Source organism: Sphingobium sp. WTD-1 (assembly GCF_030128825.1).
Lineage (GTDB): Bacteria > Pseudomonadota > Alphaproteobacteria > Sphingomonadales > Sphingomonadaceae > Sphingobium.
This window is the reverse complement of sequence record NZ_CP119127.1, coordinates 807168-821168: the sequence shown is the minus strand read 5'-3', so window position 1 is coordinate 821168 and position 14001 is coordinate 807168. Positions and strand designations below refer to the sequence as shown.

Sequence of the window (14001 nt, the reverse complement as noted above, 5' to 3'; positions counted from 1 at the left end):
ATCAGACCCGATAGGCGCGGCGCACCAGCCCGACGGTCAGTTCCTGCACCAGCTCGGCCGCTTCCCAGTCGGCCAGCCGATGTTCGGCGACCAGTCGCGCCAGGAAGGCGCAATCGATGCGGCGGGCGACATCATGCCGCGCCGGGATCGACAGGAAGGCACGGGTGTCGTCGTTGAACCCAACCGTATTGTAGAATCCGGCGGTCTCCGTCGTCATCTCGCGGAAGCGGCGCATCCCTTCCGGGCTGTCATGGAACCACCAGGCCGGGCCCAGCCGCAGGCAGGGATAATGGCCCGCCAGCGGCGCCAGTTCGCGGGCATAGGTGGTCTCGTCCAGGGTGAAGAGGATGATGGTCAGGTTGGCGTCATTGCCGACCACGTCCAGCATCGGCTTGAGGGCACCGACATAGTCGGTGCGCATCGGGATGTCGGCGCCCTTGTCGCGACCATGGCTGTGGAACAGCGCGGCATTATGGTTGCGGCAGGAACCGGGATGGATCTGCATCACCATGCCGTCCGCCTGGCTCATCTTGGCCATTTCGGTCAGCATCTGGGCGCGGAACAGCTCGGCATCGTCGGCATCGGCCGTGCCGCCGACGATCTTCGCGAACAGCGTCTCGCATTCCACGGTCGACAGATTGGCGGTGCGCGGCGTCGCAAAGCCATGGTCGGTCGCGGTCGCCCCCATGGCGCGGAAATCGGCGCGCCGCTTGGCATGGGCCGCCAGATAACCCTTCCAGCTTTCGACATCCTCGCCGGTCATGTTGCCGAAGCGGACCAGCGCGTCGCGAAATTCCTCATGCTCGGGATCGATCACCGAATCCGGGCGATAGGTGGTGACCACCCGACCCTGCCAGCCGGATTCCCGGATCGCCTGATGATGGCGCAGATCGTCGTCCGCGCCTTCGGTCGTCGCCAGCAATTCGATATTGAATCGTTCGAACAGCGCGCGCGGACGGAAGGCGTCGGTGGCCAGTGCCGCATTGATCGCATCATAGACCTGGTCGGCGCTTTGTGCGTCCAGCGCCATGTCCAGCCCGAACACTTCGGCAAAGACATGGTCCAGCCACATGCTCGACGGGGTGCCCCGGAACAGATGATAATGGCTGGCGAACAGGCGCCATGCCGCGCGCGGATCGGTATCGGGCAGGCCGCCACGATGCGGCACGCCCAGATCGTCCAGCGCGATGCCCTGCGAATAGAGCATGCGGAACAGATAATGGTCGGGCGCCAGCAGCAGTTCGGTCGGGTTGGACCAGGGGGCATTGGTGGCGAACCAGGCCGGGTCGGTATGGCCATGCGGGCTGATGATCGGCAGGTTGGCGATCTCGGCATAGAGCGCGCGGGCGATCGAACGGGTCGTGGGATCGGCGGGGAACAGGCGGTCGGGCGACAGGGTAAGCGGATGCATGGCGATCTCCTTGTCCGCCGGTTACCGCCTTGTGCCAACGCTGGCAATGGCCTATTCCAAACCCATGTCGATCCTTGCCGAAACCGCCCCGCTGCTGGCCCTTCAGGTCGCGCCCGAAGATGATGTCGCCGTCGCGCTACACCCGCTGGAGGCAGGGCAGACCGTGCGGGTCGGCATGGTCGATGTGCCGTTGCGCGATGCGGTCCCGGCCGGGCACAAGTTCGCGCTTCATGAGATTCCGGCCGGCGCGCCGGTCCGCCGCTATCGCGCGCCGATCGGCCTGGCGACGCGGGCGATCCTGGCCGGCGAGCATGTCCACAGCCATAATCTCCACACCGCGCTTTCGGGCGAGCTGGCCTATCGCTTCACCGGCGCGCAGCCGCAGCCGCTATCCCCGACGGACCGACCCGTCCCGCATTTCCGCGGCTATGTCCGTCCCGACGGCAGTGTCGGCACGCGCAACGAGATCTGGATTCTCCCGACCGTGGGCTGTGTCGGCCGGCTGGGTGAGCGGCTGGCGATGAAGGGGGCGGCGCTGGCGGAGGGGCGCATCGATGGCGTCCATGCCTTCAATCACCCCTTTGGTTGCTCGCAACTCGGCGCCGATCTGGATGGCACGGCCGCGATCCTCGCCTCTCTGGCGCTCAATCCCAATGCCGGCGGGGTGTTGCTGCTCGGGCTGGGCTGCGAATCCAACCAGCTTGATGCGCTGCTGTCGCGCATTCCACCCGATCGCCGTGATCGGCTGCGCACCGTCCGCGCACAGAGCGAAAGTGATGAGTTCGAGGCTGGCATGACGGCGCTCGCCGAACTGATCGATCTCGCCAGCGCGGATCAGCGACAGGATGTGCCGCTTTCGGCGTTGCGCCTGGGGGTGAAATGCGGTGGCTCCGATGCGATGAGCGGCCTCACCGCCAATCCGCTGATCGGTCGCATGGCCGATGCCGTGGCCCAGGCGCAAGGCTGCGCGATCCTGACCGAAATCCCGGAGATTTTTGGTGCCGAGACACTGTTGATGCAGCGTGCCGAGAATGAGGCGGTGTTCGATCGGCTGACGCAGGTGGTCAATCGCTTCAAGCGCTATTTCCTCGACCATGGCGAGCCGGTGTCGGAAAATCCCAGTCCCGGCAATATTGCCGGCGGCATCACCACGCTGGAGGAAAAATCGCTGGGCGCGGTGCAGAAGGGCGGGATCGCCATCGTCACGGACGTGATCGACTATGGCGACCGGATCAGCCGCACCGGCCTCACCATATTGGAAGGCCCTGGCAATGATGCCGTGTCGACGACAGCGCTGGCGGCGGCTGGCGCAACCCTGACCTTGTTCTCGACCGGTCGGGGCACGCCGCTTGGCAGTCCGGTGCCGACGGTCAAGATCGCGTCGAACAGCGCGCTGGCCGATCGCAAGCCGGGCTGGATCGATTTCGACGCCGGACGCGTCCTGCAGGAAGGGATGGATGCCGCGGCCGATGCGCTGCTGGCGCATATCGTCGCGATTGCCAGCGGTGCGCCGGCCCGGAACGAGGTGAATGACGAACGCGCCATCGGCATCTGGAAGCGCGGCGTAACCCTTTAGTTTTTCGCCCAAGGATAATGGGGGTTGGGGCGATCCATCCGTGCGGGACCGGAGGATGCCGGCAGAATAAGCCCGGCGCCGCGCCATCAGGCGGGCACCGGGCCAGTTCCTCAGCCGTTCAGCTTGTCCTTGACCGCCTTGGCGGGGGTGAAGGTCAGCTTCTTGGCGGCAGCGATCTGGATGGTCGCACCGGTCGAAGGGTTGCGGCCTTCGCGGGCGGGCGTGTCCTTGACCTTGAACTTGCCGAAGCCGTTGAGCGAAACTTCTTCGCCCTTCGCGGCAGCATCGGCGATCGCGGCGAACACGCCATCGACCAGCTTGCGAGCATCGGCCTTGGTGATGTTGTTGGCCGAAGCCAGGCTGTCGGCGAGGTCGCTGTTGTTCATGGAATAGACTTTCCTTTGTTGTTGGCGCGCATTGCATAGCTGGCACGAAAGCCAAGGTCCATCGCCCCCAAGCGTCCGATTGCGCTTAAAAGTGCGGTTAATGGGGCGTTTTCGACGCTTTGTGCATGCGACGATGCCAACCGGCCGTTCGAAGGCCGATGTTGCGGCCTGAGCGGCCGGATCATCATCAAGGGAAAGGTGGCGGAGACGGAGGGATTCGAACCCTCGGTAGCCCCTTAAGGCTACGACGGTTTAGCAAACCGCTGGTTTCAGCCACTCACCCACGTCTCCGCACGAATTTGCCTACCGGAAACCGGGAGGCAGTGGCTAGGCGACGGGCTATAGCGACGGCTTTGATCCATGGCAACGGTCCAAATGCGCGATTTTTCATGCCGATTTGCACAATCGGATTCAATCTGGCTTAGAATCGACTCCGGTGGGCGTTCGTTCATTGTCGTTTCAGCTTGGCGACGGATAATCTGTCCAATGTTTTCAAGCGCGGGCTTCGGGGAGTATCGGGTAATGATCGGCAGCATGGGGCGCACGGGCGCCCGCTTCGCACGGGTGGGTGCCCTGATGGCGGCACTCGGCGGGCTCCTGCTGGCGCCGGTCGCCAGCGCGCAGATTCGCACGGTCGATCCCAACACGGCGATCGATTCCGATCTTGCGCCGCCGCCAGTCCAGAACAGCACGCCGACCGATCCCGGCGTCGACTCCAGCCTGCCGCCGCCAGCCACCTCGACCGATTCCGGCACTTATAATGCCGCCCCCGCTGTCGGCGGTGCCACCGCCACCGGCGCGCCCGTAACGTCCAATTCGCCGCCGGCCGCGATGGCCCCGGGCGAATCCTATCAGGAAGATGATCTGATCGGCGCCGCCGAAGGCGTGTTCGGCAAGGGGGCCGAGGGCCTGGCCGGCATCATCGAGAAGATCCTCAAGGACCAGGGCCAGCCCAATGCCTATATTTCCGGGCGCGAGGCGTCGGGCGCCTTCGTGGTCGGCCTGCGCTATGGTTCGGGCACGCTCAATCACAAGATCGAGGGCAAGCGCGAAGTCTATTGGACCGGCCCGTCGATCGGCTTCGACGTCGGCGGCAATGCCGCCAACACCTTCGTCCTGGTCTATAATCTTTATGACAGCCAGGATCTCTACCATCGCTTTCCGGCGGCCGAAGGCACCGCCTATCTGGTCGGTGGTTTCACCGCCAGCTATCTGCGCTGGGGCAGCGTGGTGCTGATCCCGATCCGCCTGGGCGTCGGTTACCGCCTCGGTGTCAATGCCGGCTATATGAAGTTCAGCGAAAAGCGGACCTGGCTGCCCTTCTGACGGTCATAGCAGGGAGAGCTGGGCGCCCTCGCCGTCGCTCTCCCCCGCTTCCCCCTCGCCTTCCAGATTATGGACGCCCAGGCCCAGCAGCCGGGCCCCCATGCGCAGCGGCAATTGCGCCTTCAGCAGCGCACGGCCAGCGTCCACCAATTGTTCGACCGACCGGACCGGCGCGGCAAAGCTGCGCGACCGGGTGATGATGCGGAAATCGGCGAACTTCACCTTCAGCACAACGGTCCGGCCATAGGCCTGCGCCTTCTCGATCCGGGCCCACAGGCTTTGCGCGATCCGCTCGATCTCGTGCAGCAGCGCCTCCTCGGCGAGAAGATCCTCGAAGAAGGTATCCTCGACGCTGACCGACTTGCGCTCCTGTCGCTCATACACCGGCCGGTCGTCCTCACCCCGCGCGGCGCGATAATAGAAGAGCGCGCTGCTGCCGAAATGGGTCTGGAGGAAGGGCAAGTCGCGATCGCGCAGGTCGGCGCCGGTCTCGATCCCCAATTTGTGCATCCGTTCGGCGGTAACCGGGCCGATGCCGTGAATCCGCCGCACCGGCATGCGCGCCATGAAGTCGGCGCCTTCCGCCGGCCGCACCACGCACAGCCCGTCGGGCTTGTTCTGGTCCGACGCCAGCTTGGCGATCAGCTTGTTATAGGACACGCCCGCCGATGCGGTGAGGCCCGTTTCCTCCTGGATCAGCCGCCGGATTTCCTGCGCCACCTGCGTCGCCGACGCGATGCCCGGCTTGTTCTGCGTCACGTCCAGATAGGCCTCATCGAGCGAGAGCGGTTGGATCATGTCGGTGAAGCGCGCGAAGATCGCGCGGATCTGGGCAGATACGCTGCGATAGACCTCGAACCGCGGCTTCACGAACAGCAGCTCGGGGCATAATCGCCGCGCTCTTGCACCCGGCATCGCCGATCGCACGCCGAACTTGCGCGCTTCATAGCTGCAGGTGGCGACCACGCCGCGCGGACCGCCACCACCCACGGCGATCGCCTTGCCGCGCAGGCCGGGATCGTCACGCTGTTCGACCGACGCATAAAAGGCGTCCATGTCGATATGGATGATCTTGCGCAGCGCGGGCGGCGGGGCGTCCATGGCCGGCCTTATGCCACCATGGGAACGAAAGGGAAACAGTCGGGCGTGTCAGCCCTTTTTCTTGCCCTTTTCATCCTTGGCCATGGCCAGCAGCGCGGCAAAGGGGCTGGCCTGATCCTCGGTCAGCACCCCGGCCTCGCGCAGATAGCTGTCGGCCTCCGGCGCGCGCGGATAGGGCTCCATCGCCAGCGCCACCGTCTCGGCCACCGCCTCGCCCATGTCGATGACATTGCCGTCATAGCCGATCGTGTCGCAATCCTCCGCGTCCAGCTCCAGCTCCTCGCCCTCGGGCAGGTCGCCACTCTCGGGCACGAAGCGCAGCAGGAAATCGGTGTCGATCGTCTCGGGCACCGGCAGGCCGGTAGCGACGCAGGGCTGGGCCAGGGCGGCGCGGACCCGGCCGCGTGCCAGGATCGTGCTGCCCTCCGCGCTCAGCCGATAATCCGCCTCCAGCCGGTCGAGCGCCAGCAGCGCAAAACGGCGCATCAGCGCGGCGCGCTCGCCCTCATCGGCGCTGATGGTCACCAGGCTGTCACCCAGCTTGCCCAGCTGGTCGGCGCGCACGGGGCGCGAAAATTCGATCATGTCGCTCATCCAAGGTCTCCAGCCAGCAAGGCGTCGCGGGTCAGGCAGGCCAGCCTTGTCCAGCGCGCGCGCAGCGCGCCCTCGACATGGGCCAGGGCATCTGCGGACGGGGCATCACCGCGATACAGGTTTCGGCGCAGCGCATCCTCCAGATCACCCTCCGCCGTCAAGGCCGCACGATAGGCCGCCAGTCGCCCGCCCAGCGCGCTCATCATCCGGCCGATATGCTTGCCCACGACGACATCGCCAATCCCTTCCTGGCGCAGCTGGCCGTCCATATCGTCGACGAACAGCTCGGTCAGCCACACGCTGTCCTGCTTCGCGCCCAGCGCTTCCAGCCGGATCAGCACCTGCGCCAATATCGCGACGATCATGTCGAAACGGCCGTCCAGCGTATCGGGCACACCGCCTTGCAGATACCAGTGCGGCTGCCGCCCTTCGGCCACCACCGCATGATAAAGCGGCATCAGGCCCGCCTTCGGATCATCGCGGCCCAGCAGGCGCTGGAGGAAGGAAGGACGGGATTGGGACATGGGTTGCCGTCTTTTCGTGATGGAATGTGGGCCAGCGGGCTTCGCGGGCGCGTGCGCCCCTTGCCGGGGCCTGCGCATTTCCATATTGATCGCTGGGCCGCCCGATGCAATGGCGGCTTTCTGTTTCTTGGGTTCGCGGGCCCGTCCCCGCAGGAGAAGACCATGCGCAAGTTTAGCCGCCAGTCCCGCCGCGGGCGTTTCCTGCTGGCTCTGGGCCTCGGCGCGATCGTGATCAGCGCATCGGGCTGTACCCGCATCCGCACGCATCAGGGCTATCAGGTCGACAAGCTGCTGGTGGACTCCGTCCAGCCCGGCATCGACAACCGTGCCTCGGTCGAAGGCACGCTGGGCCGTCCCAGCTTCGTCGCCCAGTTCGGCGAACAGGACTGGTATTATGTGTCGCGCGACATGCGCTCGCTCGCCTTCTCCAATCCCAAGCCGGTGTCGCAGACCGTCCTGCATGTCCGGTTCGACCCGGCCGGCAATGTCGTCGCGGTCGATCGCATGGGCCTGGAGCAGGTCGCGCACATCTCGCCGACCGGCGACAAGACCCCGACGCTGGGCCGCCATCGCAGCCTGTTCGACGAGATTTTCGGCAATATCGGTGCCGTGGGGGCCATGGGCGCCGGCTCCGCCGGTGGCGCCGGTCCAGGCGGCGGCCCGAACGGCAGCTGAGGCTGGCTGCATCGCAAAGATATAGGCGCCGTCCTGTCCATCATGGACCGGGCGGCGTTTTTTTGGACGGCATGACCTGACCATCGGATCGACAGCGGTTCGACCTGCGACAGGCACAAAAAAACCGCCGTTTCCGGCGGTTTTTGCTTCCTTCCTCACCGAAGGAAAATGGTGCCCAGAAGAGGACTCGAACCTCCACGACCTTGCGATCGCCAGCACCTGAAGCTGGTGCGTCTACCAATTCCGCCATCTGGGCACGGGGTAGGAGTGCGCCTCTAACGGCGGCCTCCAGACCTGTCAACGCGGCAATGCGTTTTTTTTGAACTTTCACGGGAAAGGGCTATTTTTGCCGTCAAAACATGGCAATCCGGGGCCATGCCGTGCCCCGGTCCACAGCGATGGAGCCTTTGAAACTTGAACGCGCCCGAATCTTCCCCCCAATTTCTTGCGCGTGCCGACGGGCTGCGCCTCGCCTATCGCCATCGTCCGGGGCAGGGGCCGACCATCATCTTCCTGCCGGGCTACATGTCCGACATGGAGGGCAGCAAGGCGCTCGCGCTCGACGCCTGGGCCGCCGAGCAGGGCAGGGCGATGCTGCGGCTCGACTATGCCGGTTGCGGCGCCAGCGAGGGTCGGTTCGAGGATGGCACGCTCGCCAGCTGGCGTGACGATGCGCTGGCCCTGATCGACGGATTGACGCAGGGGCCGCTGCTGCTGGTCGGATCGTCGATGGGCGGCTGGCTGGCACTGCTGATCGCGCTGGCCCGCCCGGACCGGATCATGGGGCTGGTCGGCATCGCCGCCGCGCCCGACTTCACCGAGTGGGGCTTTACCGACGCCGACAAGGCGCTGCTGGCGACCGAGGGGCGGATCGAGGAACCCACGCCCTATGGCGACCATCCCTATGTGACGACGCTGGCCTTCTGGCAGTCTGGCCAGGCGCATAGGCTGCTGGACGACACAATCGCGATCGACTGCCCGGTCCGGCTGCTCCAGGGCCAGTGCGATACGGATGTCCCCTGGGAAATCGCGTTGCGCGCGGCTGATCGGCTGCGTTCATCCGATGTGCAGACGCTGCTCATTAAGGATGGCGACCATCGCCTTTCCCGCGACGGCGACATCGCCCTGCTGATCCGCACCGTCGCCGCTCTTCTGGACAATCGCTGATGCCCGTCATCCTCCCCCTCCTGATGTTCATGCAGGCCTATGATCCCGAGATCGAGGCGGTGATGCGCAACAGCCGCAAGAAGAAGGAGGATGCCGCAGCGGCGGCCGCCTCCGCAGCGTCAGTCCAACAGGCCGCTGCCGCGCGATCGGCGCCGGACGCTGACGGGCGCATCCCGGTTCCGGCCAAATTTGCCGGACCGTTCCAGGCCTGTCTCGACCAGGCGCTGGAATCGCCGGACAAGGCAATCACCTTCGCGCAGAATTGGCGGATCGACGGCGGCAGCTTCTACGCCCGCCACTGCATGGGCTTTGCCCTGTCGCGGGCCGAACGATGGGGGCCGGCGATCGTCGCCTTCGAACAGGCAGCCGAGGAAGCCGAGCGCGGCGGCGAGATCGTCCAGAGCGCACGCCTCTGGGGCCAGGCCGGCAATGCCGCCCTTGCCAGCGGCGACGCGAAGAAGGCGCGGGAAGATTTCGACGCGGCACTGGCACGCGGCCTGCCCGACGGCATGGAAAAGGGCGAACTGCATCTCGACCGCGCCCGCGCGCTGGTGGCGCTCGGGGATGTCGATGGCGCGCGCGGTTCGCTCGACACCGCGCTGACCCAGGCGCCCAAGGATCCGCTTGCCTGGCTGCTGTCGGCCACGCTGGCGCGCCGCACCGGCGAACTGTCACTGGCCCAGGCGCATATCGCCCGCGCCGTGCAATTGTCGCCCGATGATGCCTCGGTCGCGCTGGAGGAGGGCAATATTGCCGTCCTGACCGATCATGCGGATATCGCCCGCTCGGCCTGGCAGCGGGCGGTGAAGCTGGCCCCGGATGCACCGGCCGGCAAGGCAGCGGCCGACAATCTGGGCCGACTGCCGGCGCCGGCATCACCTCCGGCGAAGTGAGCTGCTATTTCAGATAGAAATCCACGGTCGTGACGACGCGCACCTTCTTGTAGGGCGTATCGCTCGATCCGTCGCCGCCCTCGCCGTCGCGCGGATCAATCGAGAAATAGCCCTGGGTCGCGCTCTTGATGCCGCCGACGCCCGCGCCTGAGTCCTTGGCGAACTGCTCGGCCGCTGCGCGCGCATCGCGTGTCGCCGCCGCCACCATCGGGGGTTTGAGGTCGTTGAGCCTGGTGAAGCTGTAGCGCATCCCCGATCCTTCCTGCAGCGTCACGCCGCGCCGGACCAGGTCGAACTGTTGCGCGACGGCACGCTGGGCGCGAGCAATGTCGGTCGTGCGCAGCAGCATGCGCTGGGTGATGGTGATATTGTTGATGCCATTGTTGAGATATTGGTTCACCCCCGCGCCGACCGGGGTCAGCGCATCGGGCTTGAAGCCAAGGCTGGCGAAATAGGCTTTCAGTTCCTGGGTATTGGCGTCGATCTCTGCGCGCACCGTCGGCAGGTCGGTGCCGGTCGCCGAATAGCTGATCGACCAGGTGGCAAGGTCGGCGGTCACGTCCTTCTCGGCCAGGCCCCGCACCGTGACCGACCGGTCGGCCGCCCTTGCGCGCTTGAGGCCGTCGCCCAGCAGATAGCCGCCCGCGACCACCCCAACCGCCAATAGGGCCGCCGAACCCAGAAGCACCTTGTCCCGCATTTCCAGAGCCATGATCGCTTTCCTCTTCCGCCAGACCGATCCCGGTCCTATCTAGGGAGCTATCTGCCAATCTACCGATGAACCGTTGCTTTATGGCGACGAACGGAGAAAGCCTTGCTCAAATATCTGCACACGATGATCCGCGTCACGGATCTCGACAAGACTATCGGCTTTTTCGAGCTGCTCGGCCTCCGGGAGGTCAAGCGCTTCGACAGCGAGGCGGGCCGCTTCACCCTCGTCTATCTGGCCGCGCCGGGCGACGAGGACGCGCAGGTGGAACTGACCTATAACTGGCCGCCGCAGGATGGCAGCCCGGCGGAAATCTATGATGGCGGCCGCAATTTCGGCCACCTCGCCTATCAGGTCGACAATATCTACGAGACCTGCCAGCGGCTGATGGACGCCGGCATCACCATCAACCGCCCGCCGCGCGATGGCCACATGGCCTTCATCCGCACCCCCGACAATATCTCGGTCGAACTGCTGCAGGATGGCCGGCTCGACCCGGCCGAACCCTGGGTGTCGATGCCCAATATCGGGGCCTGGTAAGCCGATGCTGCAGGTCGTCCGCGTCCCCGTCCTCTCGGACAATTATGTCTGGCTGTTGCATGATGATGCCAGCGGCCAGACGGTCGCGGTCGACCCGTCGGTCGCCGAGCCCGTGCTGGCTGCGGCTGCGGAACGCGGCTGGACCATCGACCAGATCTGGAACACCCATTGGCACCCCGATCATGTCGGCGGCAATGCCGGCATCAAGGCTGCGACTGGCTGCATCATCACCGGCCCGGCGGCCGAAGCGGCAAAGATCGACACGCTCGATCGACAGGTGGGGGAGGGGGACAGCGTCCGCATCGGCGATCATGTCGCCATGGTGATGGCCGTTCCCGCCCATACCGCCGGCCATATCGCCTATCATCTGGCCGATGACGCGATCCTCTTCGCCGGCGACACGCTTTTCGCCATGGGCTGCGGCCGCCTGTTCGAAGGGACGGCGGCGCAGATGTTCGCCAATATGCAGCGGTTCAAGGCGTTGCCGGGCGACACCATCGTCTATTGCGCCCATGAATATACGGAGAGCAACGGCCGCTTCGCGCTGACGGTTGAGCCGGACAATGCCGCGCTTCAGGTGCGCATGGTGGATGTCCTTGCTGCCCGTGCGCGGGGCGAACCAACCGTGCCCACCACCATCGCGCTGGAACGCGACACCAACATCTTCATGCGCGCACAGGACGTCGCCCAACTGGCGGAGCGGCGCGCCGGCAAGGACGCATTTTAGGCGCGGTCCTCGACGGATTCCGCGTTATCATGGCGTCCTGTTTGCAAGGACATGGATGGAGAGAGGCGATGCGCGCATGGATATGTCTGGCCCCGCTGGCGCTGGCGGCCTGCAGCGGCACTTATGAGCCGACGCCGCTGACCGAGAAGCAGGCGGCTAAGATGGACAAGGCGCTGGCCGGACTGGTGCCGGGCGAGAAGGTGACCTGCGTCAATCGCGAGCCGCAGACCAATTTCACCGTCATCAGCGGCAATACGCTGCTCTATCGGGTCAGCAAGAAGCTGATCTACAAGAACGAACTGATCGGTAGCTGCAATGGCCTGGCCCGCGGCGACACGATGATCGTGCGCACCTTCGGTTCGCAATATTGCCGGGGTGACATCACGAGCAGCGCGGATCTGACGATCGGCATTCCGACCGGCAATTGCGCGCTGGGCGATTTCATTCCCTATCGTCCGCCGGCTCCGTAAGTCCGATTGGACGCGCTTATCCCTTGTAGAGCGCGTCCAGCCGATCCTGATAGCGTTTGCGGATGACATGGCGCCGGATCTTCATCGACGGCGTCAGTTCCTCATTCTCGATCGCGAACGGCTCATCCGCCAGGATGAAGCGGCGCACCCGCTCGATCACCGACAGATCGTCATTGACCCGGTCGACCGCCGCACGCAGCGCCGCCAGATAGGTCGGATCATCGGTGATGCCCTTGATCGGCCGGCCATTGGCCGCCGCCCATTCCATCGTCCATTCCGAATCCGGCACAAGCAGGCCGACCAGATGCGGGCGACGATCGCCATAGACCATCGCCTGGCCGATCTCAGGCTGCAGCGTCAGCATGCCCTCGACCTTCTGCGGCGACACATTGTCGCCCTTGTCGTTGACGATCAGATCCTTCTTGCGGTCGGTGATACGGATGCGGCCGCGATCGTCGATCTCGCCAATGTCACCGGTGTGCAGCCAGCCATCCTTCAGCACCTTCTCGGTCTCGGCCGGGTTGCGCCAATAGCCGTGCATCACCAGCTCGCCGCGCACCAATATCTCGCCATCCTCGGCGATCTTGACCTCGACCCCGTCCAGCGGCGGGCCGACCGTGTCCATCGCGATGCCGGCGGCGGGGCGGTTGCAACTGATCACCGGGCCGGCCTCGGTCTGGCCGTAGCCCTGCAGCAGCATCAGCCCCATCGCCTCGAAGAACAGGCCGACATCCGGGTTCAGCGGCGCGCCGCCCGACACCAGCGCCTTCATCCGCCCGCCGAAACGGGCACGAATCTTGGGGATCAGGGTGCGCGACAGCAGCGCCTTCATCGGCAGGTCGACGATCGACGACTTGCCCTGCTGCTCCTTGGCGGCGATGCGCAGTGCCTGGTTGAGCAGATAGGTGGGGAATTTGCCCTGCTTCTCGATCGACTTGATGATGCGGGTGCGCAGCACCTCGAACAGGCGCGGCACCACGACCATGATGGTCGGCCGGGCTTCCTCGATATTGCTGGCCAGCTTCTCCAGCCCTTCGGCATAATAGATCTGCCCGCCCAGCAGCATCGGCAGGAACTGGCCGCCGCTATGCTCATAGGCGTGGCTCAGGGGCAGGAAGGACAGGAAAACCTCGTCGCCCCAGCCGAAATCCTCTAGCACCACCTGTCCCGCGCCTTCGACATTGGCCAGGATCGCGCCATGATGCTGCATCACGCCGCGCGGGGCGCCGCCGGTGCCGCTGGTATAGATGATGCACGCCTGGTCGCTGCGCGCCGCCGTCTGCGCCAGCGCACAGGCATCGACATCGGCCGGATGGGCGGCGATCAAATCGGACCACAGACGGCAGGTATAATTGCCCTGCGCACCGCGGATCGGCTCCATCGGAATGACCAGGCTGACCTGCGATCGCAGCACGGCGGGCATCAGCGTCGTCGCCAGCTTGGCGGTCGACACGATTACCGCGCGTGCGCCGCTGTCGGTCAGGATATGCTGATGGTCGCGCGTCGTATTGGTGGTGTAGGTCGGCACGGTGATACAGCCGGCTGCCATGATCGCCAGATCGGCGATGCAGAATTCCGGGCGATTTTCGCTGACCAGCATCACCGGGTCGCCGGGCTTCAGCCCTTCCGCCTTCAGCCCGGCCGCCATCGCTGCCACCTGGCGCGCCACTTCGGCCCAGCTCAGCGATTGCCATGTCCCCTGCGTCTTGCGCCACAGGAAGGGGGCGTCGCCCTTTTCCTTGGCGCGGGCAAAGAACATGGTGACCAGATTGGGGAAACGTTCGATCGCCCTCACAGGCTCAACTCCTCTTACATCGGCGCGTCTGCCGCGCGCCTGCAGCGCCAGCTGGCTATAGCCCGGCCTTGCCGTAACGGCCATGCACAATAACGGGTTTCGGCGCA

General features: G+C 65.4%; 15 protein-coding genes and 2 tRNA genes. 8 read left to right on the top strand and 9 right to left on the bottom strand.

What is annotated here, in order from left to right; translation table 11 throughout:
* Position 1: 1 nt before the first annotated feature.
* Complete coding sequence (uxaC, locus tag N6H05_RS04145; RefSeq protein ID WP_284112816.1) at positions 2-1411, bottom strand: glucuronate isomerase; 1410 nt, start codon at positions 1409-1411, stop codon at positions 2-4.
* A 46-nt stretch (positions 1412-1457) separates the two neighbouring features.
* On the opposite strand from uxaC, the gene N6H05_RS04140 reads away from it, so the two are divergent.
* The gene (locus N6H05_RS04140; RefSeq protein ID WP_284114162.1) at positions 1458-2987 is read left to right on the top strand and encodes a UxaA family hydrolase; all 1530 of its coding nucleotides are present in this window, start codon (positions 1458-1460) and stop codon (positions 2985-2987) included.
* 110 nt (positions 2988-3097) lie between these two features.
* On the opposite strand, the gene N6H05_RS04135 is transcribed toward N6H05_RS04140, so the two are convergent.
* Together N6H05_RS04135 and N6H05_RS04130 are read right to left on the bottom strand one after the other, a co-directional pair.
* Positions 3098-3373 (bottom strand): HU family DNA-binding protein, encoded by a 276-nt coding sequence (locus N6H05_RS04135; protein ID WP_017499409.1) that lies wholly within the window; start codon positions 3371-3373, stop codon positions 3098-3100.
* A 199-nt stretch (positions 3374-3572) separates the two neighbouring features.
* Positions 3573-3664, bottom strand: a tRNA-Ser gene (locus N6H05_RS04130).
* 231 nt (positions 3665-3895) lie between these two features.
* Here N6H05_RS04130 and N6H05_RS04125 point away from each other — a divergent pair.
* Positions 3896-4699: a DUF1134 domain-containing protein gene (locus N6H05_RS04125; RefSeq protein ID WP_004209269.1), complete on the top strand. Its 804-nt coding sequence runs from the start codon at positions 3896-3898 to the stop codon at positions 4697-4699.
* A gap of 3 nt (positions 4700-4702) precedes the next feature.
* On the opposite strand, the gene dinB is transcribed toward N6H05_RS04125, so the two are convergent.
* Genes dinB through N6H05_RS04110 form a run of 3 tightly spaced genes read right to left on the bottom strand, consistent with a single transcriptional unit; the run spans position 4703 to position 6918 of the window.
* Positions 4703-5800 carry a DNA polymerase IV gene (gene dinB, locus N6H05_RS04120; protein WP_284112814.1) on the bottom strand — a complete coding sequence of 366 codons (1098 nt, stop codon included), beginning with the start codon at positions 5798-5800 and terminating at the stop codon, positions 4703-4705.
* A 48-nt stretch (positions 5801-5848) separates the two neighbouring features.
* Complete coding sequence (locus N6H05_RS04115; RefSeq protein WP_004209271.1) at positions 5849-6394, bottom strand: YceD family protein; 546 nt, start codon at positions 6392-6394, stop codon at positions 5849-5851.
* Positions 6391-6918, bottom strand: coding sequence for a ubiquinol-cytochrome C chaperone family protein (locus N6H05_RS04110; protein WP_284112813.1), 528 nt, complete (start codon positions 6916-6918; stop codon positions 6391-6393). The genes N6H05_RS04115 and N6H05_RS04110 overlap by 4 nt, the downstream gene beginning before the upstream one ends.
* Positions 6919-7080: 162 nt before the next feature.
* Here N6H05_RS04110 and N6H05_RS04105 point away from each other — a divergent pair, with 162 nt between their 5' ends.
* The gene (locus tag N6H05_RS04105) at positions 7081-7593 is read left to right on the top strand and encodes an outer membrane protein assembly factor BamE (RefSeq protein WP_004209273.1); all 513 of its coding nucleotides are present in this window, start codon (positions 7081-7083) and stop codon (positions 7591-7593) included.
* Positions 7594-7762: 169 nt separating this feature from the next.
* On the opposite strand, the gene N6H05_RS04100 is transcribed toward N6H05_RS04105, so the two are convergent.
* Positions 7763-7849 (bottom strand) — tRNA-Leu (locus N6H05_RS04100).
* A gap of 158 nt (positions 7850-8007) precedes the next feature.
* On the opposite strand from N6H05_RS04100, the gene N6H05_RS04095 reads away from it, so the two are divergent.
* Together N6H05_RS04095 and N6H05_RS04090 are read left to right on the top strand one after the other, a co-directional pair.
* On the top strand, positions 8008-8760 hold the full coding sequence (locus tag N6H05_RS04095) for an alpha/beta fold hydrolase (protein WP_284112812.1): 753 nt from the start codon (positions 8008-8010) through the stop codon (positions 8758-8760).
* Positions 8760-9653 (top strand): tetratricopeptide repeat protein, encoded by an 894-nt coding sequence (locus N6H05_RS04090; protein WP_284112811.1) that lies wholly within the window; start codon positions 8760-8762, stop codon positions 9651-9653. The genes N6H05_RS04095 and N6H05_RS04090 overlap by 1 nt, the downstream gene beginning before the upstream one ends.
* A 4-nt stretch (positions 9654-9657) precedes the next feature.
* Here N6H05_RS04090 and N6H05_RS04085 read toward each other — a convergent pair whose 3' ends face one another.
* Positions 9658-10365 (bottom strand): SIMPL domain-containing protein, encoded by a 708-nt coding sequence (locus tag N6H05_RS04085; protein ID WP_284112809.1) that lies wholly within the window; start codon positions 10363-10365, stop codon positions 9658-9660.
* A gap of 102 nt (positions 10366-10467) precedes the next feature.
* Here N6H05_RS04085 and N6H05_RS04080 point away from each other — a divergent pair, with 102 nt between their 5' ends.
* The 3 genes from N6H05_RS04080 (at position 10468) to N6H05_RS04070 (ending at position 12099) form a co-directional block, all read left to right on the top strand.
* Entirely contained in the window at positions 10468-10902 is a 435-nt protein-coding gene (locus N6H05_RS04080) for a VOC family protein (RefSeq protein WP_284112808.1), read from the top strand.
* A 4-nt stretch (positions 10903-10906) separates the two neighbouring features.
* Entirely contained in the window at positions 10907-11629 is a 723-nt protein-coding gene (gloB, locus tag N6H05_RS04075; RefSeq protein WP_284112807.1) for a hydroxyacylglutathione hydrolase, read from the top strand.
* 68 nt (positions 11630-11697) lie between these two features.
* Positions 11698-12099: a hypothetical protein gene (locus N6H05_RS04070; protein ID WP_284112806.1), complete on the top strand. Its 402-nt coding sequence runs from the start codon at positions 11698-11700 to the stop codon at positions 12097-12099.
* A 16-nt stretch (positions 12100-12115) separates the two neighbouring features.
* Here N6H05_RS04070 and N6H05_RS04065 read toward each other — a convergent pair whose 3' ends face one another.
* Positions 12116-13894 (bottom strand): AMP-dependent synthetase/ligase, encoded by a 1779-nt coding sequence (locus N6H05_RS04065; RefSeq protein ID WP_010337533.1) that lies wholly within the window; start codon positions 13892-13894, stop codon positions 12116-12118.
* Positions 13895-14001: the final 107 nt, after the last annotated feature.